At 36.8% G+C, this 24,257-nt stretch carries 21 protein-coding genes; 18 read left to right on the forward strand and 3 right to left on the reverse strand.

What is annotated here, in order from left to right; all coding sequences use genetic code 11:
• Positions 1–31: 31 nt before the first annotated feature.
• The 14 genes from IGJ46_RS03130 to IGJ46_RS03195 all read left to right on the forward strand — a co-directional run bounded on the left by IGJ46_RS03130 (position 32) and on the right by IGJ46_RS03195 (position 17,247).
• Complete coding sequence (locus IGJ46_RS03130; RefSeq protein WP_002413551.1) at positions 32–943, forward strand: aldo/keto reductase; 912 nt, start codon at positions 32–34, stop codon at positions 941–943.
• A 187-nt stretch (positions 944–1,130) separates the two neighbouring features.
• Positions 1,131–3,779 carry a DNA polymerase I gene (gene polA / locus IGJ46_RS03135; RefSeq protein ID WP_002361339.1) on the forward strand — a complete coding sequence of 883 codons (2,649 nt, stop codon included), beginning with the start codon at positions 1,131–1,133 and terminating at the stop codon, positions 3,777–3,779.
• Positions 3,780–3,878: 99 nt separating this feature from the next.
• A complete protein-coding gene (gene mutM / locus IGJ46_RS03140) occupies positions 3,879–4,721 on the forward strand; it encodes a DNA-formamidopyrimidine glycosylase (RefSeq protein WP_002355756.1) in 843 nt (280 codons plus the stop codon).
• The gene (coaE, locus tag IGJ46_RS03145) at positions 4,718–5,317 is read left to right on the forward strand and encodes a dephospho-CoA kinase (RefSeq protein WP_002358808.1); all 600 of its coding nucleotides are present in this window, start codon (positions 4,718–4,720) and stop codon (positions 5,315–5,317) included. The genes mutM and coaE overlap by 4 nt, the downstream gene beginning before the upstream one ends.
• 179 nt (positions 5,318–5,496) lie before the next feature.
• Positions 5,497–5,979, forward strand: coding sequence for a transcriptional regulator NrdR (nrdR, locus tag IGJ46_RS03150; RefSeq protein WP_002381296.1), 483 nt, complete (start codon positions 5,497–5,499; stop codon positions 5,977–5,979).
• Positions 5,980–5,994: 15 nt separating this feature from the next.
• Positions 5,995–7,404: a replication initiation and membrane attachment family protein gene (locus IGJ46_RS03155; protein ID WP_002358810.1), complete on the forward strand. Its 1,410-nt coding sequence runs from the start codon at positions 5,995–5,997 to the stop codon at positions 7,402–7,404.
• The gene (dnaI, locus tag IGJ46_RS03160) at positions 7,404–8,333 is read left to right on the forward strand and encodes a primosomal protein DnaI (RefSeq protein ID WP_002355760.1); all 930 of its coding nucleotides are present in this window, start codon (positions 7,404–7,406) and stop codon (positions 8,331–8,333) included. Before IGJ46_RS03155 ends, dnaI begins: the two co-directional genes overlap by 1 nt.
• Positions 8,334–8,414: 81 nt before the next feature.
• Positions 8,415–9,623: a hypothetical protein gene (locus IGJ46_RS03165; protein WP_002385036.1), complete on the forward strand. Its 1,209-nt coding sequence runs from the start codon at positions 8,415–8,417 to the stop codon at positions 9,621–9,623.
• Positions 9,624–9,636: 13 nt separating this feature from the next.
• A complete protein-coding gene (locus IGJ46_RS03170) occupies positions 9,637–11,157 on the forward strand; it encodes a hypothetical protein (protein ID WP_023895587.1) in 1,521 nt (506 codons plus the stop codon).
• Positions 11,147–12,730, forward strand: a complete 1,584-nt coding sequence (locus IGJ46_RS03175; RefSeq protein ID WP_002355763.1) for a hypothetical protein — start codon at positions 11,147–11,149, stop codon at positions 12,728–12,730. Before IGJ46_RS03170 ends, IGJ46_RS03175 begins: the two co-directional genes overlap by 11 nt.
• Complete coding sequence (locus IGJ46_RS03180; RefSeq protein ID WP_002355764.1) at positions 12,727–13,989, forward strand: glycosyltransferase; 1,263 nt, start codon at positions 12,727–12,729, stop codon at positions 13,987–13,989. The genes IGJ46_RS03175 and IGJ46_RS03180 overlap by 4 nt, the downstream gene beginning before the upstream one ends.
• A 14-nt stretch (positions 13,990–14,003) precedes the next feature.
• Complete coding sequence (locus IGJ46_RS03185) at positions 14,004–16,070, forward strand: cellulose biosynthesis cyclic di-GMP-binding regulatory protein BcsB (RefSeq protein ID WP_218391458.1); 2,067 nt, start codon at positions 14,004–14,006, stop codon at positions 16,068–16,070.
• On the forward strand, positions 16,060–16,920 hold the full coding sequence (locus tag IGJ46_RS03190; protein ID WP_002385041.1) for a hypothetical protein: 861 nt from the start codon (positions 16,060–16,062) through the stop codon (positions 16,918–16,920). The genes IGJ46_RS03185 and IGJ46_RS03190 overlap by 11 nt, the downstream gene beginning before the upstream one ends.
• Before the next feature lie 15 nt (positions 16,921–16,935).
• Positions 16,936–17,247 (forward strand): hypothetical protein, encoded by a 312-nt coding sequence (locus IGJ46_RS03195; protein ID WP_002361350.1) that lies wholly within the window; start codon positions 16,936–16,938, stop codon positions 17,245–17,247.
• Positions 17,248–17,294: 47 nt separating this feature from the next.
• On the opposite strand, the gene IGJ46_RS03200 is transcribed toward IGJ46_RS03195, so the two are convergent.
• Genes IGJ46_RS03200 through IGJ46_RS03210 form a run of 3 tightly spaced genes read right to left on the reverse strand, consistent with a single transcriptional unit; the run spans position 17,295 to position 20,643 of the window.
• Positions 17,295–18,449, reverse strand: coding sequence for a pyridoxal phosphate-dependent aminotransferase (locus IGJ46_RS03200; protein ID WP_010819804.1), 1,155 nt, complete (start codon positions 18,447–18,449; stop codon positions 17,295–17,297).
• Positions 18,450–18,464: 15 nt separating this feature from the next.
• A complete protein-coding gene (locus IGJ46_RS03205; RefSeq protein WP_002361352.1) occupies positions 18,465–19,187 on the reverse strand; it encodes an amino acid ABC transporter ATP-binding protein in 723 nt (240 codons plus the stop codon).
• On the reverse strand, positions 19,180–20,643 hold the full coding sequence (locus tag IGJ46_RS03210) for an ABC transporter permease subunit (RefSeq protein WP_002355770.1): 1,464 nt from the start codon (positions 20,641–20,643) through the stop codon (positions 19,180–19,182). Before IGJ46_RS03210 ends, IGJ46_RS03205 begins: the two co-directional genes overlap by 8 nt.
• A 170-nt stretch (positions 20,644–20,813) precedes the next feature.
• Here IGJ46_RS03210 and IGJ46_RS03215 point away from each other — a divergent pair, with 170 nt between their 5' ends.
• The 4 genes from IGJ46_RS03215 (at position 20,814) to IGJ46_RS03230 (ending at position 24,250) form a co-directional block, all read left to right on the forward strand.
• Complete coding sequence (locus IGJ46_RS03215; protein WP_002358821.1) at positions 20,814–21,920, forward strand: iron-containing alcohol dehydrogenase family protein; 1,107 nt, start codon at positions 20,814–20,816, stop codon at positions 21,918–21,920.
• Between the two features lie 158 nt (positions 21,921–22,078).
• On the forward strand, positions 22,079–23,224 hold the full coding sequence (tgt, locus tag IGJ46_RS03220; protein WP_002355772.1) for a tRNA guanosine(34) transglycosylase Tgt: 1,146 nt from the start codon (positions 22,079–22,081) through the stop codon (positions 23,222–23,224).
• Positions 23,225–23,284: 60 nt separating this feature from the next.
• On the forward strand, positions 23,285–23,683 hold the full coding sequence (yajC, locus tag IGJ46_RS03225) for a preprotein translocase subunit YajC (protein WP_002383336.1): 399 nt from the start codon (positions 23,285–23,287) through the stop codon (positions 23,681–23,683).
• Positions 23,684–23,944: 261 nt separating this feature from the next.
• Positions 23,945–24,250 (forward strand): post-transcriptional regulator, encoded by a 306-nt coding sequence (locus IGJ46_RS03230; protein ID WP_002364719.1) that lies wholly within the window; start codon positions 23,945–23,947, stop codon positions 24,248–24,250.
• Positions 24,251–24,257: the final 7 nt, after the last annotated feature.

Genomic DNA, 24,257 nt, shown 5'->3' on the forward strand with positions numbered 1-24,257 from the left:
AGTAAGAGGAATGGATGAGGAGGATATTAAAATGAAACAACTGCAATTTGGTACAAGTGACGAAACAGTTTCTTCGGTTATCTTAGGATGTATGCGCTTAAATGGTGCTGAAAATCCTCAACAGGTAATTGAAACTGCTTATGATCATGGCATTACATTTTTTGATCACGCCGACATTTATGGTGGCGGCGACTGCGAAACCATTTTTGGTAAGGCCTTAAAAGAAAGTACCATTCGTCGTGAAGGTATTTTTATACAAACGAAATGTGGGATTCGTCAGGGCTTTTTTGACTTTTCAAAAGCACATATTTTAGAAGCGGTCGAAGGGAGTTTACAGCGTTTAGGTGTAGATTCAGTCGATGCATTATTGTTGCATCGTCCAGATACTTTAGTGGAACCAGAAGAAGTAGCTGAAGCTTTTCATTTATTAGAAAAACAAGGGAAAGTTCGCTATTTTGGTGTAAGTAACCAAACGCCAGGACAAATTGAACTTTTAAAAACAGCTGTTAAACAACCGTTATTAGCCAATCAATTACAATTTGGCATCAAGCATACTGGCATGGTGGATCAAGGCTTACAAACAAATATGGAAATATCAGGAAGCATTGATTATGATCATGGTATTTTAGATTATTCACGGTTGAAACAAATGACTATTCAAGCATGGTCACCGTACCAATATGGTTATTTTGAAGGTGTCTTTATTGGAAATGAAAAATTCCCTGAGTTAAATCAAAAATTAAGCGAATTGGCTGAAAAATATCAAACAACGCCAACTGGCTTAGCCAGCAGCTGGATTCTGCGCCACCCTGCTAATATGCAAGTCATCGCAGGAAGTATGAATCTTGGTAGAATTGAAGAAATTGCTAAAGCAGCAGACATTGTGATTAGTCGCGAAGATTGGTACGATATTTATCGTGCAGCGGGAAATGTTTTGCCGTAAAAAGATTCTCATACTTGTGAAGATTCAGCGTGTATTGCTGATTGATTTTGGTATTTGATATAGTTGTCACTAAGGAACTATGTCAAATACCTTTTTCTTTCATTCTGCAATCGCCGTCTACTGCAAATTCTGTAGTTTTTTGTTAAAATAGAAAGGAAACTAGTTTGCTAAAGATGAGGGGAAAAAAATGACCAAAAAAAAATTATTACTCGTTGATGGAAACAGTGTAGCCTTTCGTGCATTTTTTGCGCTACATAACTCATTAGAACGATTCAAAAATAAGAACGGCTTGCATACAAATGCTATTTATGCGTTTAACAATATGTTTGAAAATGTAATGCAAAAAGAAATGCCTACTCATGTTTTAGTCGCTTTTGATGCAGGGAAAACCACATTCAGAACAGAATTTTATTCAGAATATAAAGCCGGACGTTCAAAAACACCGGGGGAATTTAAAGAACAAATGCCGTATATTCGTGAACTTTTAGAAGGTTTAGGCGTAAAATATTATGAACTACCTAACTATGAAGCAGATGATATTATTGGTACATTAGCCAACAAAGTTGATAAAGATGAATTTGATGTTGTCGTGTTATCAGGGGACCGAGATTTGACACAATTAGCGACGGACACTGTCAAAGTAGATATCACTGTTAAAGGAGTTAGCGATATTGAATCATATACGCCTGAGCATATTGCTGAAAAATATGATGGGTTAACGCCTAAGCAAATTATTGATATGAAAGGGTTGGCTGGCGACACGTCGGATAACATTCCAGGTGTAACGAAAATCGGTGAGAAAACCGCGATTAAGCTGTTAAAACAATATGGCTCAGTTGAAGGGGTTTATGAGAATATCGATGAAATGAAAAAAAGCAAAATGAAAGAAAACTTGATTAATGATAAAGAGCAAGCCTTTCTTTCTAAACGTTTAGCGACAATTGAAGTCAATGCACCAGTCGAAGTCAATGTGGAAGACTTGGCATATGAAGGGAAAAACTTAGAAAAATTGGTTCCTTTTTATAAAGAAATGGACTTTAAACAATTTTTAGCTAAGTTGGACATTACAGAAGAACCTGTTGAAATGGAAGATATTTTATTTGAAGTAGTCGAAGATCAGTTAACCAATGAAATGTTTACAGACGATATGGCTCTTTATGTTGAGATGATGGAAGATAACTATCATACGTCACCGATTGTCGGCCTTGCTTGGGGCAACGACAAGAAGATTTATACCACGAATAATTTAGCTGTTTTTGAAAGTCAGCCATTTATCGATTGGTTGATGGATGAGACACGTAAAAAAAATGTCTATGATGCAAAACGGACGTACGTTGCACTAAATCGCTATGTAGGAAAAATGACAGGGATTGCCTTTGATGTTTTATTGGCTGCTTATTTACTTGATACCAATGACAATAACGCTGATATTGAAGGTGTAGCACAACATTACGGATATGATGCGATTCAATCTGATGAAGCCATTTATGGAAAAGGGGCCAAAAAAGGCTTGCCAGAGGACGAAGAAGTTTTCTTTGGTCATTTAGCACGTAAGATTAAAGCAATTCAATTTTTAACAAGCAAATTAGATAGCGAATTAACAGAAAAAAATCAAGCTGATTTATTCTATAAAATGGAATTACCACTTTCTCGTATTTTAGGCGATATGGAAATAACTGGTATCCGTGTTGATGCCACACGCTTAAAAGAAATGCAAGTAGAATTTTCAGAACGCTTGAAAGAAATCGAAGAAAAAATCTATGCAGAAGCTGGCGAAGAATTTAATTTGAATTCACCTAAACAATTAGGCGTTATTTTATTTGAAAAAATGGGCTTACCTGTGATCAAAAAGACGAAAACTGGCTATTCAACAGCGGTAGATGTTTTAGAACAACTAAAAGAACAAGCACCAATTGTGGCAGATATTTTAACTTATCGTCAAATTGCCAAAATTCAATCGACCTATGTTGAAGGACTCTTAAAAGTAATTCAGCCAGATAATAAAATTCATACTCGGTATGTACAAACACTGACCCAAACAGGACGATTAAGCTCAGTAGATCCCAATTTACAAAACATTCCTATCCGTTTAGAAGAAGGCCGAAAAATTAGAGAAGCGTTCGTACCAAGAGAGGATAATTGGTTGATTTTCTCTTCTGATTACTCTCAAATTGAGTTACGTGTGCTCGCACATATTTCTAATGATGAGCATTTAAAAGAAGCGTTTGTGGAAGGACAAGATATCCATGCCAGCACTGCAATGCGAGTTTTCGGTGTTGAAAAAGCAGAAGATGTCACACCTAACATGCGTCGTCAAGCTAAAGCGGTGAATTTTGGAATTGTCTATGGTATCAGTGATTATGGCTTGTCCCAAAACTTAGGCATTACTAGAAAGCAAGCGCAACAATATATTGACACCTATTTTGAAAAATATCCAGGCGTGAAACAGTACATGGAAGAGATTGTCCGCGATGCCAAAGACAAAGGCTATGTGGAAACATTGTATCATCGCCGTCGTTATTTAAGTGATATTAATTCAAGAAACTTTAATCTACGTTCGTTCGCTGAACGTACAGCGATTAATACACCGATTCAGGGAAGTGCCGCAGATATTTTAAAAATTGCGATGATTGAAATGGCGCGTCGTTTAAAAGAAGAAAAATTACAAGCAACAATGTTATTACAAGTGCACGATGAATTAGTTTTTGAAGTACCAGAATCAGAATTAGAACAATTAAATCAACTCGTCAAAGAAGTGATGGAGCACGCGGTTTCCTTACATGTGCCACTTATCACCGATAGCAGTTGGGGAAAAACATGGTATGAAGCAAAATAATAGCTTACCTATTAAGAACGATGAATAAAATAAGGATAAGTAGGATCTGGACGTTGATATCTAAGCGTTCAGACCTCTTTATATAAAGGAGCAAAAATAATGCCAGAATTACCAGAAGTAGAAACAGTGCGAAAAGGACTTGAAAAACTTGTTGTAGGAAAAACCATTCAAGAAGTCATTGTTTTTTGGCCAAGAATTATTGAATCACCAGAAGTTGATGTATTTCAAGGTCAATTAGCTGGTCAAACGATTGAAGGGATTGAGCGAAGAGGAAAATTTCTGATTTTTAAATTGTCTGATAATGATATGATTTCTCACTTACGGATGGAAGGAAAATATGAGTTTCATCAGGCTGATGATGAAATTGCCAAACATACCCATGTAATGTTTACTTTTACAGATGGCACGCAATTACGTTATTTAGATGTACGGAAATTTGGGCGTATGACATTGGTTCCTAAGAATCAAGGTCATCAATATAAAGGGATTTTAGCTTTGGGGCCAGAGCCAACACCAGACGTTTTCCAATTAGCTACTTTTCAACAAGGCTTGAAAAAGCATCATAAAGCAATTAAGCCATTGCTGTTAGATCAAAAGCTAGTGACGGGTTTGGGGAATATTTATGTAGATGAAGCACTTTGGCAAGCGCAAATCCATCCAGAACAACCAGCAGATTCCTTAAAACCTGCGGAAGTTGCTACGTTGTATCAAGCAATCATTGACGTCTTGGCACGCGCTGTTGAAGCAGGTGGAACCACCATCCGCACCTATCTAAACGCGTTAGGAGAAGCAGGGACTTTTCAAGTAGCGTTGAATGTCTATGGGCAAACAGGCTTACCTTGCAATCGTTGTGGTACGCCAATTGTTAAAACAAAAGTGGCACAACGTGGTACGCATTATTGTCCACAATGCCAACAATTGAAAGGTCGTCGATTGAAATGACAAAAGTTTTAGGCATTACAGGAGGGATTGCGACAGGTAAAAGTACGGTTGTTGCTCTTTTTAAAAAAGCAGGTTATCCAATTGTTGACGGCGACATTATCGCCCGCGAAATTGTTGCAAAAGGGCAACCAGCCTTAGCCGCAATCGTTGAAACTTTCGGACCAGAAATAGTATTAACAACTGGTGAATTGGATCGGAAAAAATTAGGACAATTAATTTTTGCTAGTCCTCAAAAAAGAGAGCTGTTAAATGAAACGCTGAAACCTTTTTTAAGAAAAGAAATTTTACGTCAAATTGAAGAAGCTAAAAAGAAAGCCTCCCTGGTTATTGTTGATATTCCTCTGCTTTATGAAGCTCATTATGAGGCGATTATGGATCAAGTTGCTGTGGTATATGTACCAGAAAAGATTCAAAAAGAGCGTCTGATGGCCCGAAACCAATTAACAGAAGAAGAAGCGCAACAACGAATTGCTAGCCAATGGCCGATTGAAATGAAAAAAGAACGAGCAGATATCGTGTTTGATAACCAAGGAACTAGAGAAGAAACGGAACAACAAGTGAAGAAGTGGCTAGAGGAACAAACTGGAAAGAAGTGAATATTTTTTAAATGGCGTAAAATGTTTTGAAAATTTCAGAAAAAACAGTGAAAGTCTTTGTTTTTATTAAAGAATGGCAAAGATTCAACTAAGAACCAGTTCTAAAGACCTAGTAATAGCGCAATTTCATGTTATAATATAGGCAACAAAAATTATACAGAATAGAAGAGGTGAACGTTATGCGTTGTCCAAGATGTCATCATAATAATTCCCGTGTTATTGATAGCCGTCAAGCAGATGATGGACGTGCAATTCGCCGTCGTCGTGAATGTGAAAATTGCAGTTATCGGTTCACTACATTTGAAAGAATTGAAGCGGCGCCATTACTTGTAATCAAGAAAAATGGGGATCGTGAAGAATTTAATCGTGATAAAATTTTGCGTGGGCTCATTCGCTCTGCGGAAAAAAGACCCGTTGCTATGGAACAAATGGTTCAAATTGTCGATAATGTTGAAAATCGAGTGCGTAGTTTAGGGGAAAATGAAGTCTCTACAACGCTTATCGGTGAATATGTGATGGAAGATTTAGTCAATCTAGATGAAATTGCCTACATCCGCTTTGCGAGTGTTTATCGACAATTCAAAGATATGAGCGTGTTTTTGAAAGAGTTACAGGACATTGTCGACAAAGCAAAATCTTCTTCTCCTGACTCAGAAAATTAAAAAGGAGGTCTTTCTTTGAAAGGAAATCGGCAAAGAATCCAACCAAAAAATATTTTTCAAGCGGTTATTGATTCACCGCTTTCTGATCAAGAGAAAGAGGTTTTAACCTTTTTATATCAACCAATTGTCGGCGCCAATGCGTTTAGTTTATATTGGCTTTTGTTATCTGAAACAACAGACTCAGAGGAGAATGGCTCGCTGTTTCATGCAGATTTAATTAGTTTGCTGGACTTGAGTTGTCAACAATTAGAAGAAGCTTGCTACAAATTAGAAGGCATTGGGTTGCTAGAAACGTATAAAAAAACAGATCGGGAATTAGGAGATTGTTATTTATATTATTTAAAAGCACCTGAAACAGCCGCTCGTTTTTTTAAAGATGAAGTGTTAGCTTTAGTGTTATTTAACCGGGTTGGACAACGGAAATTTGATCAATTAGTGCAAAAGTTCCAACCGCATCCTACTAAAACAGAGGGCTATCAAAATGTTTCCGCTAGCTTTCAAGAGGTTTATGCCTTTAAAGAAGAACAAATTGTTTCCGAAGCGAACCGATTGACAACGATTCAAGAAACTTTTTCTCAAAAAGAAAAATCGAAGAAAATTTCTGTATCAACGGATTCTTTTGATTGGCACTATTTTGTGGAAGGTTTGCACCGTTTAGGTTTACAACTGCCTGAAGATGAGGCTAGTTTTCAAGAAGAAGTCTATGTTTTTCATCAATTATATGGCATCAATGAGTTAGATATGGTAGACTTTGCTTCGAAATCATTTGACTATTATACAAGTCGAATTTTGCCTAAGGAATTAGTGCGAACGATTCATCAAGCGTTTGATCCTGATAAAAAACCACAACCAACAAACGTAGTGACAAACAAGCAAGCACAATTGACGGTGGAAGAGCAACAAACGTATCGATATAACACATTAAAAATGAATGGTTTTTCTGAACTGGATATTCAAATGATTATGGATAGTGAAAAGAATCCGCCTATTCAATATTTAGAAGCTTTAAAAAATAGTCGAGGCGGCTATACGACACCACAAGAACGTTCATTAGTGAAATATTTGGTTGCCAAATCAGGCTTACCGACTAGTGTGATTAATATTTTGATTAACTATGTTTACAACATTCAACAACAACCGACTTTAAAAGCGGAGTATGTGAATCGAATTGCGAATGAATGGGGACAAAGTGGCATTCATTCACCAGAAAAAGCAATTGAACATGTCAGAGAATTGGCAAAACAAAGCCAAACCAAACAAAAACAGCGACAACAAAATTATTCAGGGAAACGCCAAACTGTTCGACAAGAGCGATTGCCAGAATGGGCAGATCAGCCAAACGATGAAACAAAACTTTCCCCAGAAGAACAAGCCGAGTTAGATCGACAAATTCAAGAATTTTTAAACCAAGGAGGTGACCAATGATGGAAGACGTAGGAAAAGAAATGTCAAAAATTATCCAGAAGCGTGACATCAATGAACGATATGAAGAGCTGGTTAACGAAGTATTGAAAGATCAAGATGTTCAAGCCTTTATACAAGCAAACCGAGAGCGTTTAACCGATGAAGATATTCGTAAAAGTTATGCTAAGCTGTATGAATTTGTTCAAGAAAAAAAGAAATTTCAATTAAACGATCCGGCAATGATTGCTCCAGGCTATGAGCCAAGATTGATGTTGAATTTTCATTACATTGATGTAACGTATGTCCCAACGGCTGATTTAATCGCCCGTCAGAAGGAAGAAGAAATTCGTAATCGAGTAAGGGCAATGGACATGCCAAAAGATGTCCGAGAAGCAAATTTACGAGATTTCGATCCATCTTCTCAAGGTCGAGCCAAAGCGTTAGCAGAAGCAATGCAATTTTTAAGAGAATATCCTGCGACACCAAAAGAATTTCATAAAGGGCTCTATTTACAAGGCCCCTTCGGTGTAGGAAAATCTTTCTTATTAGGTGCGATGGCTAATGCTTTAGCAGAACGTGGATTTACTACGACAATTGTTCATTTTCCAACATTTACAGTAGAAATGAAGCAAGCCATTGGTCGCGATCAAGTTGGTGAAAAGCTCGATGCAGTAAAAAAATCCCCTATATTAATGATTGATGACATTGGTGCGGAATCCATGACTAGTTGGATTCGTGACGACGTTTTAAGCGTAATCTTGCAATACCGAATGCAAGAACAATTAGTTACTTTTTTCTCTTCCAATCTAGATTTAAAAGCTTTAGAAGAGCATTTAACCGTGACGCAACGAGGAGAACAAGAGCCGCTAAAAGCCAGACGAATTATGGAACGTGTGCGTTATCTGTCAAAAGAGATTACGATGACAGGAAATGATCGACGAAACGGTTAAAGCAATCCTTTTATTTTTATGGATTGCTTTTTTTCTTGCGCTTGAAGATGTAGCGTAAGTTTCGCAAAAACAAGTACTTTTGTGTACACTGACAATAAAGAAGTGAGGAAAAGAGGCGTAACAATGAAGAGAAAACTTTGGATTTTTATTGGGGTATTCGTGGTGCTTCTGGGAGGATATTTTCTTTTGTTTAGAGAAAAATCCTATAAAGTAGAGGTGGAAAAAGTGAATCCAAAAATTCAACGCTTAATGTCGACAGACAAACAACATTTTTTAACAAAACATGAATTTCACACAAAAGAAACCGCTGAACGCAAAGATTTGTTGAAGTTTTTTATTGAAACCCGGCTCAAAACAGACGGCGGTTTTTTAACCAACTATTTACCAGATGCTGAACGCAAAGATGTCGCCACAGGACATGAGTTGCTAAGTGAGTCTTCGGGTCTATATTTGCGTAATTTAGCTTTTGATACGCAGGGACGTTTTGATAATTTTTACAAGCAGACGAAAGACACCTTTTACGACGGCGTCCAATTTAGTTACCGAATTGACGAGCAAGGCAATAAGTACAATGTCAATGCCTCGATTGATGATTTACGGATCATTCGTTCATTAATTGAAGCAGGGGGGCATTTTAAAACAGATCAGTACGATCAAGAAATTAAAAAATTAGGCAAGAGTTTTATGAAAACCTCTATGAAAGATAATATTCTAATTGATTTTTACGATAGTAAATCAAAACAACAGTCTTCAGAAACTTCTTTGTTTTATATTGACTTAATTACGCTGGGTTATCTATACAAAGAATTTGGGATTTCAGCAGACTACTTGCAGTATCATTACCAATTAATAGATGATGGCTATATTTCTGATGATTTACCTCTTTATCAAACGAAGTTTAATCATCAAACAAATAAATACGAAAACAACGGAACACTTAATATTATTGAATCTTTATTAACGATTGTCCATTTAAGTGAAGTGGGTATGGCGAAGCAGACTAGTATTGATTTTGTGCGAAAACAAGTTCAGCAAGGAACGCTTTTTAACTCGTATGATTTAAATGGATCACCTGTGGATAAAAATCAATCTGCAGCCAGTTATGCGATAGCGGCTTTAATTGGTGTTGCCGAAAATGACAAAGAGTTGTATCGTGCGGCAATTACAGTACTTAATAATTTTCAAATTATGGATTCAAGCAGTCCGATTTATGGAGGATTTGGTGATAAAGTTACGAAACAAGTCTATTCCTATAATAACTTAATGGCTCTTTTGGCCTATGATTTCTAGATGAGGTGAAAGCATGGAAAAGATCAAAAAATACATGAACTCGGCTTTTGAATGGTTGAGTCGTTATATTTCTCCAAGTCTTTTGGCCGTTTTAGGGATTGGGTTAGTGACAAGCATTTTGTTATTTGTTTATCCGATTAATGGCTTGGGAGATAATGGCGAGTATTTTCGTGTGTTAAATTCAAATAGTCTTTATCGTGTCAATGGTGATAGCTACGACAATGTGGCCTATTTTGTTAAGGACTTTTCAATTATGCGTTATTTTAATGAAACAACGACGCACTTTGTTTCCACTCAACAATTTTTCATCACCATTGCCATTTGGCTTAATAAACTTTTTTATAGTCAAACACTTTTCGATATTCGTTTCTTAGGTTTCGTTTATCTTAGTTGTTTTTTAGTGTCAATTTATATTCTGGTACGAGGCTTAACCGAAGGCGTATCTTTGAAAAAAAGTTATCTTATCTCCTTGTTGGTTATTTTCATCTTGGGAGATACCTCCTATACGATTTATTTTAATTCCTTTTATACAGAAGCGACGAGTTTTTTACTTTCTGTGAGTGTCTTAGCATTTTCAGTCTATTTTTATCGGGTGACGAAACCACGAACTTGGCTCAGAAGAATAGTTTTAGTTATCTTGGCACAAGCAGTAGTACTTTTAATAGGAACAACACGCCAAGAATATTTGTTGATTATTGGCGTAATTATTGCTGGATTAGGATTTTTTGTCTACTTGTCACAACGTTACCAACAATTGTCAATGACGGCCTTTTTAATTGCGTTGATTGGTTTTACAACGTTAGCAGCTTTTATCGTTCCTAACGATATCTATGAACGTGATGTCTACCACAGTATGACGCGCGGTGTAATGAAGGATAGTAAGGTTCCAGATAAACGGATGTCAGAGGGCGGAATCAACCCGCAATATGGGTTGCAAAAGGGACGTTCCTACTTTGAAGAATACAGTCCTGTATCACCAACTTCTGAACAAATGAAAAAAGATTTTTTTGATAAAACGAGTTTTGGATGGGTGTTATTGAATTATTTAAATTATCCATCTGAATTATGGCAAGGACTGAATTCAGCGGTCCCAAATGTTTACTTAGTAAAGCCTAATAATGTGGGGAATTTTGAGAAAACGACGGGGCGTGCACCGCTGGAACAATCTAAATTTTTTATGGTGTATAACCGTATTAAAGCCAGTTTTTTCCCTAAAAACTTTGCTTTCTATCTATTATTAGGTGTGATTCTGTTTGGTTTATATGGCGTTGGTTTATACAGAGGACTCAAGAGAAACGAACCCAGATTAGTTTTTCGCTTCTTTTTAATGACAGGGATTTATCTTAATTTATTAGTTGTTTTCATTTCAACAATTATTATTGATGGGGATAGTGACTTAGTACGTCATTTGTTTTTAGTCTCAGTATTTTTAGATTTTCTCTTGTTACAAATTGTTTCTGATGTTATTGGTAAACGAATGTGGCAAGATACAACACCACAAGTCATTGGGGAGGTAGAGGGAATTGAAAAATAAACAATATCTTATTGGCTGGGTGTGTTTCTTACTCTTTTTCGTTTTTTGTGGCTTTGCCAAACCGGCGCTGGCTGCACCAAGTAAACATGTCTTACTTGTCTATGACAGCTTGAACATTGCTGGGAAAAAAGAAAATGATGTGGATGCTTTACAACGAGTGTTGACGAGTTTTGGAGTAGAAGTTCAGAGTGTGGCGGTGTCAGATTATGTGCCTGGCGAATTGCTAAATGATGGCTATGACAGTTTGATTTCTATGGTGAATTGGCCTGAACAAGCCGGCGTTATTGCCTCTGATTTTCTAGCAGATCGAGTTCATTTTAAAGGTAAACAATTACACATTGGTCGAAACATGCGTGACGATGAAAAACAATATTTTAGCGGTACGTGGAAAGAATTAAGTCATCGTCAATATCGGTTAGAAGATGAAAAAAACCGCTTTTCTCAAGTATTGCCTTTTCAAGATCAATCAGTTGTGCTGGAAAATACGCAAGGTCAGACGGTTGGCCGATTAAAAACACAAGAATTAGCACCAGAAGAATATCCATTTGGTGTAATTGAGAATGGGCATGCTTTTCTCCCAATGTTTGAACGCAAAGGCGCTGTTTTTTTAGAAAGCTTGGACGTAATTAGTCAATGGCTGGAAAGTGAAAAAATGTCACGGCCGTTTTTGACGATTTCTGATTTTAACCCGTTAAGAGATATGTCTGTGGCAACCTATTTGCAAGAAGAATTAGTTAAAACCACATATCCTTATATTTTATCCAGTACGAGCGTTTCACAAAACAATACGATTTTACCTTATAAACTATTTACGAATGCGTTACGTGCGTTTGCTTCGACGGGGGTTATTTTCTTAGAAACACCGGTCGTTAACAATGTTGATTTAAATGACCAACGTGCTTTGAAACAATTGATGGAGCAGCAGATTAGTTTATTGGTCGACAGACATGTCTATCCAGTAGGCATTTCTGCTCCAGGATACTGGAATCAAGACCTTCAATACCAAGAGGATGGTCTAGCAATTAGTGATACAGTGATTCTAAGAGAAAATCCGCCGATTGAACGCGTTTTTTATCGGAACCAAACGGGAGAATCAATCACTTATAAGAATGCTTTGTTTGATTTACCGTATGATTATTTATCGGGGATTGAATGGACGGATAAAGATAATCCGAATGACTATCGATTTCCAATGCCGACCACCATTAGTTTTTCATTTCCAAATTCTAAAAAAGAAGTGGATCATCTAATTCAAGAAGTCAAGGAAGCACCAATAGTGTTTAGTGTTTCAGAAGCGGATCAACATTTCACTGTTCAAACACAAACGCAGAAAATCGAATTTCGGAATAATCGGTTCTTCTTAAACAATCAAATTGTCAATGGTTTGGCTGATACAGGGGCCTCAACAGTTGAAAAACAACGATTTACAGGCTTATTTTCATTCTTTTTCAGTATTACAAACAATATTTTGATTGGCGTTGTCACGCTGACTTTAATCATCCTGATTATTTTGTTTATGATTGGACGAAAGAATTATCGGTCGAAATATATTAATAAGGAGGAAGACAAATGACCATTGCTGACATTGTAATGTTAACAGCAACTATCATTATTTGGAGTCTACTAATTGTAAATATTCTCTTAGTTATTTTTGGCTATGTTTATTATTTAAAAACAGATCCTGTCGCACCACCACCTGTAGAGGATGAAGACGCGCCGTTTGTTTCAATTATGGTGCCGGCCCATAATGAAGGAATTGTCATTGTGCGAACAGTTGAAGCGTTATTGAATTTTAATTATCCGCAAGATCGCTATGAAATTATTGTGATTAATGACAACTCAAGTGATAATAGTGCTGAGCTTTTAGCGAATGTCCAAAAAAAGGCGGTTAATCGAAATTTGCAGATTATTAATACAGACAATATAACAGGTGGGAAAGGTAAGTCTAATGCCTTAAACATTGGTTTCAAGCAAGCCAAGGGGGACGTGATTGCCATTTATGATGCGGACAATACACCTGAACCGAATGCACTCCGTTATTTAGTTGGAGAGTTAATTGCTAGTGAGGAATACGGCGCGGTTATTGGTAAATTTAGAACGAGAAATCGCAATGCAAGCTTGTTGACACGTTTTATTAATATCGAGACACTGGCCTTTCAATGGATGGCACAAGCCGGTCGTTTTCAATTATTTAAGTTATGCACGATTCCTGGCACAAATTTCATTGTTCGTCGTAGTATTATTGAAGCCATTGGCGGCTGGGATGACAAAGCGTTAGCCGAAGATACAGAAATCAGTTTTCGCATCTATATGATGGGCTATAAAATTAAGTTTCAACCAAAAGCAGTGACGTGGGAGCAAGAGCCGCAAACTTTGTCAGTTTGGTTCCGACAACGGACGCGATGGGTCAAAGGCAATATTTATGTCATTGTTAAAAATGCTAAATTATTGTTTAATCCTAAAGCGAGTCGGATTCGTTTTGATATTTTATATTTCTTGTCCATTTATTTTCTCTTAATGACATCGCTCGTTTTGTCAGACATCATGTTAGTTTTATCAATGTCTGGTTACTTAACAACGACCCTACAAGGATTTAGCAATTCCTTGTGGTTGTTAGCGATTTTGTTATTTATTTTCAGTACTTTTGTCAGTATTACAACCGAAAAAGGCGAAATGACTTTAGAGAATATCTTAATTATTGCCTTGATGTATATTACATACAGTCAGATGTGGCTAGTAGTCGCCGCTTATGGCATGGTGATGTATATTAAAGAAAATGTTTTTCATAAACAAACACAAACAAAATGGTACAAAACTGAACGATTTAAATAAGGAGGAAACGTGCAATGAAACAAAAAACAGTCACTTTAATAGGGTTGTTCTTTCTGGCAATTCTGATTGGTGTCGCAAGTCCGAACGTATACGCCGAAAACAAAGAACAAGACAACCATACCTTTACACAACCTTTTCAAAATAAAACAATCTCTTTAACAGGTACTTCTGTCCGTAGCACCATGTATTTTACAAAAATTGATTATTGGGACGTAAAAAAAGCATCATTCAATATGACCTACCAAATCACACAATTAAAAAATAATCAGACCTCAGATTTAACTGTGGCAGTGAATGGTGTGAAGTTTTATTCTTGGCGTCCTGAAAATACAACTGGTATTCAACAAAAGACGATTGAAATCCCTTTGGAACTGATTAAAGAGACAAATACATTGACTGTTGAGGGCCAAATTATTAATCAGGCAGGAAACGACATGTATAATTTAATTGAAACTCCAGCAAATTGGTTAACGATGTATGAAGGATCTAACGTAAACTTCCAATACGATTTACAATTACCAGAGAATACGATTCATTCTTTTTATAATCATTTTGTGGGAGCAGACACGATTGCGAATAAACACAGTGTTATTTTGACACCAGAAAATGCATCGGAAAAAGAATTAGCTGCAGCGACCCATGCGTTAGCTGGTGCTGCTCGTTTGATTACTACCTCAGAAGAATTGTTGCCAATGGCTTCTTTGAACAAAGAACAGTCAGCACCCTATCAGTTGATTATTGCCAGCTATGATAAATTACCAGATCAGTATAAAAGTCAAATTGATAGCAAACGTGTGGAGGACCAGGCTGTCTTAAAATTTTTCAATCAATCAGATAAGCATGTTTTAGTAGCTACTTCTAAAGATGAGGACTTACTTGTTCGTGCGGGACGTTATTTAGCCAATTATGAATTAATGACCCAAACAGATAAAGAAGAGACAACAGTTGATGAGAATACCGATACGTTTAGTTCAACTTTAGAATTTGATGGAAATTATCCATTAACCTCAACGGGGGACAAACTAGAAGGGGCCTATCACCAAGAACAAACGTACTTTGTCAATTTACCAGTGGATCGAAACAATGCCAATGGAAGTCGCGTGCATTTACATTTTAAATACGCTGAAAACTTAGATTTTGATTCTTCTTTAGTGACGGTTTACGCCAATGATAAACCAATTGGCAGCAAGAAATTAACCGCTGCTCGTGCAAACGGTGATGAATTAAATCTCGAATTTCCAAAGAACTTAGAAATTGCTGATAGTTTTGTATTAAAAGTTGCTTTTGATTTGAATGTTAAATCACCAGAAGTTTTACGAAATGGTCAGACTCCATGGGCCTTTATTGAAAATAATTCGAATGCGTTTATTCAAACAGAAGAACTGAATGACATATTATTTAACAACTATCCGAACATTTTTATCAGAAGCCGTTCTTTTGCTGATTTAGCGATTTTATTACCAGAAAAAATGGACGATAACTATTTTAAAGTGTTGACCAATCTATTTAACTTAATTGGTAATTATGCCGAAAGTAATGTCGGTGAGATTACGTATTATAAAAAAGCGCCTAAAAATGCGGCATTAGAAAATCATAACTTGATTATTTTTGGTACGCCTAAGGACAATCCGATGATTCGTAAGTTAAACGATCAGTTATATTTCCATTATGATAAGGACTTCACACGTTTTGTTTCAAACGAGAAACTGAGCATTGAAAAAGATTATGGTAAACAAATCGGTACGGCGCAGTTAATGTTTTCTCCATATAATGCGAAAGCCGCGGCGTTAATCTTAACAGGAGCTAAATCACAAGGTGTCTTTTTAGCCTCTACACAAGTGAATACAGAGAAGAATACTTCTATGTACAAAGGAGATGCCATTGTGGTCGATCCGAACTATCGTCGCTATGATTATCGTTTCAAAAAACGTGTAAGCAACGTCAGCAACGAATCATTAGGTAAACGAATTGTCAATAATCATAAATTAATGATTTATCTATTTGTCTTCTTAATTGGTATGACTATTATTGGATTAAGTGCGTTCTTCATCGTGAAGAAGAATTTGAAAGGTGGGGAATAGAGTGAATCAAAAACGAGTGACCTTACTTTTGGATTTAACTTTGTTGGTAGGAATTGTTTTGGTTGTCGGCACAACCATCTTTATGGCCTTAGGAACGAATGATTTCTTTGTGGACTTAAGTTGTCTATTAATTTCAGTTATCTTAATTATCGTTACCTATTTTGTAGGAATTACAGCGGGGTTAACATTTTCGCTTATATTTATTTTTCTACAATTGACTTATGTTGTATATCAGTATGTCTATCATGATTTGTTTAGCTATGGCTCATTATTTTGGCTAATCATGCCGCCGCTCTACTGTTTAACAATCTATGCAGTGACTTATCAAATTCGTACGATTGAAGAAGAAAATATTCGCTTACGTAAAGAAACTTCACGGTTAAATGCGTTAGATGCAGTAACTAATTTAAGAACAGCGAAAATGTATGAAGAAGGATTCGATTTATTTTCTGACATTTCTACACGTTATGAAGCGCCGTTATATTTAGTCGTGATCCGAGTGGCCTATTGGGAAAGTATTCGTAACTTATTAAGTCCTGAACAAAAGAATGAATTGCTACAAATCGTGACAGCGGCGATTAAAGAGACAACGGATGATCGCTTCTTACCATACTTTATCGACGGCACACCGCCGACTTGGGCGTTATTAATTTTCCGCGATGGGGATGACGGATACACTACTAGAAAAGAATTCAAACAACAAGCTCAAGAGAAATTTGCCCATTCTGAAACCTTAAGGAATATTACTTTGACATTACAAGTTTCCTATACCAAATATGATCCTGCCGAATTTAACAACGCTTCAGAATTTTTAGGGGATGGAATTAATTCTCTTCAATATGATGTTTAAAAAGGAGGCAAACAAATGACTGAAAAAATTGCTGTTTTTACAGGGAAATTAGTAGAGGCTGGTGTGTTAAATGAGACGCAGCCATTGTCAATGCGATTACATTTAGAAAATATCCAAGCAGAAAGTGATCCAGAATCCATTGTGCCCTTATTTTCTCATGGGGTAATTTTGAACATACTTGTTGAACAGTTAGAGGAAAGTATCCCACTGTCTCACTTGAAAAAAGGGACCAAAGTCCGTTTCACAGTCGTGGGCTTGCCGCCGATGACTATGTCAATTCCACCGCATGTTGGTGGGCAAGCGATTGAATTGATAGAAGAAATCTAAAAAGCTTCTGCATTAGCTATGATTATTAGCTAATGCAGAAGCTTTTTTTATTCAAAGGTCATTCTTTCAATTCGATCGAACGCTTCCTTTAATAAATCTAAATTTTGTGTTGCGGCTAAACGAATGTACTCATCGCCCGTTGTTTCACCAAATGCTTTTCCAGGAATCACTAATACTTGTATCTCTTTTAAAAGCTTTTCCACAAAAGGGACGGAAGTTAGTCCAGTTTTTTGAATATTAATGAAGGCGTAAATACTTCCTTTGACTGGATGAAGCGAAAGGAAAGGAATCTTTGCTACTCGCTGGGCCACATACTCTAAACGTGTTTGGAACACTTCAACGATTGGGTCTACAAATTCGTCAAAATGTTGTAACGCATAGATTCCTGCTTGCTGTGACAACGTAGGCGCAGAATACGTAACGCCTTCATTAATTAATTTGGCTACTTCGTTAATATAGTCTGGGGCAATCATATAACCAATACGCCAACCAGTCATTGCAAAGGCTTTTGAAAAGCTACCAAAAGTGATAGTATTTTCTGGAGCAAACGTAGCCATGGGAGTAAACGTTTCTTGGAAACAAAAGGCTTCATAAACTTCATCTGAAAGAATGTATAAGTTGTGTTCAATCGCTACCTGTGCAATTTCTCTGAAAGTTTCTTCAGAGAAAACAGCGCCTGTCGGGTTATTCGGTGAATTAAGAATAATCGCTTTGGTTTTAGGCGTGATTTTTTCTTTCAAAAGAGCTACATCAATTTGGAAACCATCTTCTTCATAGGTTGGCAAAAAGACCGGAACGCCATCTGCTAAAAGAACTTGGTCTTTATAAGGAGAGAAATAAGGTTCATGAATAATCACTTCATCTCCAGGATTTAGAATCACTTGTAAGGCAAGGTACATTCCGTGCAGAGCGCCAACTGTGGCCCGGACTTGATTCGGTTGAAAAGATAATTGATAATGTGACTGATAAAACTGAATGACCGCCTCAATGAATGCCTCGCTACCATCAGAAGCGGTATATTTTGTATGCCCATTTTTGGCATCGTTAGCTGCTTGTTCGATAATCCGCTCATCGGTAATTAAGTCAGGGTCACCAATCGATAAATCGATTAAATTTGGGGTCTTTTTCGCCAATGTTGCAATATCCATGAGTAAATTTTCAGTAGGTTGTTGGTAACGTGTTGCGATATTCTTGCGATCCATACCAGGTGCTCCTTTTTATAAAACTTTTCTTAGAAAATCTTGTGTTCTTGGGTTTTGTGGCGCATCAAAAATTTCTTCAGGTGTGCCTTCTTCTTGAATGATTCCTGCATCCATAAAAATGACACGGTCCGCAACTTCTTTTGCGAAGCCCATTTCGTGGGTAACCACCACCATTGTCATCCCTTCAATAGCTAAATTTTTCATAACGGATAGCACTTCGCCCACCATTTCAGGGTCTAAGGCAGAAGTTGGTTCATCGAACAGCATCACGTCAGGGCGCATGGCTAAAGCACGAGCAATCGCTACCCGTTGTTGTTGCCCACCAGAAAGTTGAGAGGGATAATTTTCTTTTTTATCTGATAAACCAACTTGTTCCAGTAAAGAAAGAGCATGTTCTGTGGCTTCAGAAGCGGCTTCTTTTTTTACTTTAACAGGACTAATCGTTAAGTTTTCCAAGACATTTTTATGCGGGAAAAGATTGAAATTTTGGAATACCATTCCCATTTTTTGACGAAGTTGATCAATGTTGGTATTTTTATCTAATAAATTTTTTCCTTCAAATTCAACGCTGCCACCAGTTGGTGTTTCTAATAAGTTCAAGCAACGTAAAAAAGTACTTTTACCACTACCAGAAGGGCCAATAATTACGACAACTTCACCAGCTTCAATTTCTAAGTCAATTCCTTTAAGTACTTCATTTTTTCCGAATGTTTTCTGTAAGTTTTTAATGTTAATCACTAGTACTCATTCTCCTTTCAGCAACACCTAATAGACGTGAGATAGTAAAGGTTAGGACGAAATAAATCAACGATACAATTAAGTAAGGTAGGAAGGGTTTAAAACTTGCTCCTTGAACGTTGCCAGCTTGGAAAATTAGTTCTGAAACACCAATGACTGAAACAACGGAAGATTCTTTAATTACTGTAACAAATTCATTGCCTAACGCTGGTAAAATATTTTTAATAGCTTGTGGGAAAATGATGTATCGCATTGCTTGGTTTTGATTCATTCCCAAAGAACGAGCAGCTTCCAATTGTCCTTTATTAACTGCCTGAATACCAGCACGAATAATTTCTGCTACATATGCACCACTGTTTAAAGAAAGAGCAATACAACCAGCTGCTACTTTTGATAAGTCTAAACCAAGAACGCCTGTCCCGAAATAGACAATAAAAATTTGAACAAGCAAAGGAGTGCCACGAACATATTCAATATAAGCAATGGCAATGCCACGTAAAATTTTGGAATTGGCTAACTTCATTAAGGCAAGTAATGCCCCTAAAATGGCACCAAACAAAACACCAATGAAAGCTAGGAAAATGGTATAGCCTGCACCGTTAAGGTAGAACTTTCCATACTTTTGTAAAAAGCTTTGATCTTTTTGGAACATTAATTGATTGGCTTCTTTTTTATAACCGTCCATTAATTTTTGATCATTAATTTGTTTAATAGAGGCATTTACTTTCTCCGTCAAAACGGGCGCATCTTTAGGAAAAGCAACGGCAGTATCTTTTGAGCCTTTTTCAAAGGTAACATCAGCAAAAGCTAAATCCTCATTTTGAGAAACATAGGCTTCGCCAACCGGTTCTTCCATAACGACTGCATCTAATTTATTATTTTTTAGATTCATAATTAAATCTGGGATTTTTTGAAGAGAAGTAGGGACAGCACCGGTTAATTCGGTTTTAATTAATTCTTCTTGTGTCGTTTGCTTTTGGGCACCTGCACGAACGCCTTCGAAATCTTTAGTTGAATGAAATTTATCTTTGTCTTCTTTCCGAACAATGACTCTTTGTTGAACGTTCATATATGGTTGAGAAAAAGCTACTTCTTTTAATCGTTCAGGCGTTGGCGACATGCCTGAGATGACCATGTCAATCTTGCCAGTTTTTAAGGCCCCTAACAGAGCATCGAAGCCTAGTTCTTCGATTTTTAATTTAACGCCTAAATCGTCGGCAATTTTTTGAGCAATAGAAATATCAAAACCAACAATTTTATCTTCACCATCTACTTTTGCATGAAATTCATAAGGGGCATAGTCTGCGGATAAGCCGACAACTAGTTCTCCCTTTTGGATGATTTTGTCATAGACTGGATCGTTTTCGGCTGCAAAAGTTTCTTTAATAGGTAATAATGAGAGCAACAAGAATAAAATTGGTAAAATCGTCTGTAGCCATTTTTTACATTTGGTCATTTGCGTAAACTCCTTTTTGTATTATTTTTATAAATATTCAAAAAAAGCGAATAAATGTATAAAAATTTATTGTGTTATGATGTGGTTTATCATATCATAGAATATGTAAAAGGAAAAGTAGTAGAGTTGAAAAAATACAACTTTTTCAAAAAAATTTTCAAAAGTCAAAAATGAAGGGGATTTTCAAGATGGAACAATCATTAATTGTGAGAGGGACACCACAAGAGTATCTTTGCGAAATTGGTTCGTGGGAATTATTAGAAGGACAACTATTATGCAGAAATATTCATCGTGTATTCATTTTACACGGGACTGAGTCATGGCAAGCGGCAAAACCGTATTTTCCGACGTTTCAAAAAGTAACAGCTGTTTTTGAAAACTATGGAGGTGTTTGTACAGATCAACGTGTGCAAGAGTTAGAAGCGCAAGTGCTGGACAATCATTTAGAGGCCATCGTCGCTGTTGGTGGAGGAAAAGTGGCCGACTTGGGCAAAGCCTTAGCACACAAAATGGCGTTACCGGTAATTATTTTGCCCACTTTAGCAGCTACTTGTGCGCCGTGCACGCCATTGAGTGTAATGTATCGAGAAGATGGAGCAATGGAACGGTATGACGTTTTTCCGCAAGCAAACGCTTTGGTGTTGGTAGAACCAAGAGTGTTATTGCATTCGCCCCGGTCCTTAATGGTGGCAGGTATTGGGGATACATTAGCTAAATGGTACGAAGCAGATGCGATTATTTCGCAGTTAGACGTCCAAGTGTTACCTATTCAAGTTTCTCATTTTGCCGCGGAAAAATGTCGCGATATTTTGTTAAATGAAAGTATCAATGCTTTAAAAGCGATGGAAGAGCAACAATTAAATCAATCGTTTATTGATGTCATCGAAACAAATTTAATTATTGGTGGAATGGTGGGTGGCTTTGGCGATGATTATGGTCGGACAGCGGGTGCCCATTCCATTCATGATGCACTAACTTTGCTACCAGCTAGCCATCGACAATTGCATGGAAACAAAGTGGCGTATGGTGTGTTTGTTCAATTAGCCATTGAAGAGAAATGGCAAGAAATCGCTGAATTGATTCCTTTCTATCACCAACTAGGTTTGCCTATTTCTTTAAAAGAAATGGAGATGGACTTAACTGAAGCCGAGTATCAAGAAGTAGCAGAACGTGCTTGTATAGAAGGCGAAACGATTCATTATATGAAACAAAAAATTACCCCTGAAATTGTGAAAACAGCGATGCAAGATTTAGAAAAATATACAGCGACAAAATAAGTGCCAAACAGCAACTAGCTCATTTGAATTATTTGAACTAGTTGCTGTTTTTTAAGGATCCTTTTTTGAAAAAAGAAACCTTGAGAAATCCTTGCAAATTCAATAAAAAAAAAGTATGATGATGGGAGGACAAATTATAGTAGAAAGTAGGGAAATGAATGACGGAACCAGCCATTCGTTATCGTTTAATCAAAAAAGATAAACACACAGGTGCGCGTTTAGGTGAATTAATTACTCCTCACGGCACATTTCCAACACCAATGTTTATGCCGGTAGGTACACTTGCGACAGTTAAAACAATGTCACCAGAAGAATTAAAAGAAATGGGTGCCGGTGTTATTTTAAGTAATACTTACCATTTATGGTTACGCCCAGGTGAAGATTTAGTCGAAGAAGCAGGCGGTTTACACAAATTTATGAACTGGGATCAACCTATTTTAACTGATTCAGGTGGCTTCCAAGTCTTCTCATTAAGTGATATGCGGAAAATCGAAGAAGAAGGTGTGCATTTTAGAAATCATTTAAATGGTTCAAAAATGTTCCTTTCTCCAGAAAAAGCGATCAATATTCAAAATAAATTAGGATCAGATATTATGATGAGCTTTGATGAATGTCCACCATTTGATGAAAGCTATGAGTATGTCAAACGCTCGATTGAACGGACTTCTCGTTGGGCTGAGCGTGGCTTAAAAGCCCATGCGAATCCTGATAGACAGGGATTATTCGGTATTGTTCAAGGTGCGGGATTTGAAGATTTACGTCGTCAAAGTGCTAAAGATTTAGTGAGTATGGATTTTCCTGGCTATTCGATTGGTGGCTTATCTGTTGGTGAGTCTAAGGAAGAAATGAACCGAGTCTTAGACTTTACGACACCGTTAATTCCTGAAAATAAACCACGTTACTTAATGGGTGTGGGTGCCCCTGATTCATTAATTGATGGAGTGATTCGTGGGATTGACATGTTTGATTGTGTGTTACCAACACGTATTGCGCGCAATGGTACTTGTATGACTTCACAAGGTCGCTTGGTTGTTAAAAATGCCCAATATGCAAGAGATTTTCGTCCGCTTGATGAAAAATGTGATTGTTATGTTTGTCGTAATTATACGCGGGCCTATATTCGTCATTTGATTAAATGTGATGAAACATTCGGAATCCGTTTAACATCGTATCATAATTTATACTTCTTGTTAGACTTAATGAAAAATGTCCGTCAAGCAATTATGGACGACAATTTATTAGAATTCCGACAAGCGTTTTTTGAAGAATATGGCTTTAATAAAGCGAATGCAAAAAGTTTCTAAAAATTAGAGGAAAAAACTAGTTCTTCAAGCATTTTTTTGATACAGTTAGTAGTGTGAATAATGCAGAGTGAGGTGAAACAAATGGGTGGCGGATTTACAATGATTTTTACATTAGTCCTTTTAGGAGGAATGATGTTTTTCATGACACGTTCTCAAAAGAAACAACAGCAAGAACGTCAAAAACAACTAAACGCAATGAAAACTGGCGATAGTGTTGTCACAATTGGTGGTTTACATGGTGTTTTAAGTGAAATCAACGAAAAAACAGTTTTAATCGATTGCGAAGGTATTGTCTTAGAATTTGACCGTGCAGCAATTCGAACTGTAACACCTGGAACTGCTGTTACAAATGATTCAGCAGTAACTAGTGTACCAGTCACAGAAGTTGAAGAGACAGTCACAGAAGAAGTAACTGAAGTTCCTGAAACATCAGATCCTTCAAAAGAAAAGAAAGACTAAACGAATCAACTAATTCATTTAATGGTTAAAGAGAGCGGAACAGGCTTTTCAAAGGCGAAACTGTGACCAGTAGTCACACGAGAAAGCCAATAAGAAGAGATAATTTCTATTCCGCTCGTGTCGTTTATCTTAAAATGTAGGACTAGGAAGGTAGGTCATTTGGACTTACGTCCTAAGTCCTTTTTAACTATTAAGTTTACAAAAAAGGTTCCTTTTTATAGTGTTGGAAGATAGTTAAAAAGTGAGCAATCTTTCGCTTGGTTGGAAGGAGAAGAGCCCATGACAAAGGAAAAATTAAGTTGGTTACAACAAAAAATGCTCAATAAAAGTATTAAAAAGAAGTGCCAAAATTTTCGTGAACTAGGTTATTCTTCCATCAACGAAGAAGATTTATTGACTTATTTACTCACCTATCGTTGGAAAAAGCAAGCCCGTTTATCTGTCAAAGACTGTCGCAAAGACATTCAGAAGGTTAAGCCGAATGAATTTTTTGACTATCAACAATTATTGGCACAGACATCAAAAAATCCTTTAAGGGACTGGCATGATATTGAAGACTTATTCTAGAAAAAAG

The organism is Enterococcus sp. AZ120, from assembly GCF_050546165.1.
GTDB lineage: Bacteria > Bacillota > Bacilli > Lactobacillales > Enterococcaceae > Enterococcus > Enterococcus faecalis.

Bases quoted from the DNA above. Each gene is read 5' to 3' on its own strand.
- IGJ46_RS03130 (WP_002413551.1), top strand. From the start codon at position 32: ATGAAACAACTGCAATTTGGTACAAGTGACGAAACAGTTTCTTCGGTT.
- polA (WP_002361339.1), top strand. From the start codon at position 1,131: ATGACCAAAAAAAAATTATTACTCGTTGATGGAAACAGTGTAGCCTTT.
- mutM (WP_002355756.1), top strand. From the start codon at position 3,879: ATGCCAGAATTACCAGAAGTAGAAACAGTGCGAAAAGGACTTGAAAAA.
- coaE (WP_002358808.1), top strand. From the start codon at position 4,718: ATGACAAAAGTTTTAGGCATTACAGGAGGGATTGCGACAGGTAAAAGT.
- nrdR (WP_002381296.1), top strand. From the start codon at position 5,497: ATGCGTTGTCCAAGATGTCATCATAATAATTCCCGTGTTATTGATAGC.
- dnaI (WP_002355760.1), top strand. From the start codon at position 7,404: ATGGAAGACGTAGGAAAAGAAATGTCAAAAATTATCCAGAAGCGTGAC.
- IGJ46_RS03170 (WP_023895587.1), top strand. From the start codon at position 9,637: ATGGAAAAGATCAAAAAATACATGAACTCGGCTTTTGAATGGTTGAGT.
- IGJ46_RS03180 (WP_002355764.1), top strand. From the start codon at position 12,727: ATGACCATTGCTGACATTGTAATGTTAACAGCAACTATCATTATTTGG.
- IGJ46_RS03185 (WP_218391458.1), top strand. From the start codon at position 14,004: ATGAAACAAAAAACAGTCACTTTAATAGGGTTGTTCTTTCTGGCAATT.
- IGJ46_RS03195 (WP_002361350.1), top strand. From the start codon at position 16,936: ATGACTGAAAAAATTGCTGTTTTTACAGGGAAATTAGTAGAGGCTGGT.
- IGJ46_RS03200 (WP_010819804.1), bottom strand. From the start codon at position 18,449: ATGGATCGCAAGAATATCGCAACACGTTACCAACAACCTACTGAAAAT.
- IGJ46_RS03210 (WP_002355770.1), bottom strand. From the start codon at position 20,643: ATGACCAAATGTAAAAAATGGCTACAGACGATTTTACCAATTTTATTC.
- IGJ46_RS03215 (WP_002358821.1), top strand. From the start codon at position 20,814: ATGAAGGGGATTTTCAAGATGGAACAATCATTAATTGTGAGAGGGACA.
- tgt (WP_002355772.1), top strand. From the start codon at position 22,079: ATGACGGAACCAGCCATTCGTTATCGTTTAATCAAAAAAGATAAACAC.
- yajC (WP_002383336.1), top strand. From the start codon at position 23,285: ATGCAGAGTGAGGTGAAACAAATGGGTGGCGGATTTACAATGATTTTT.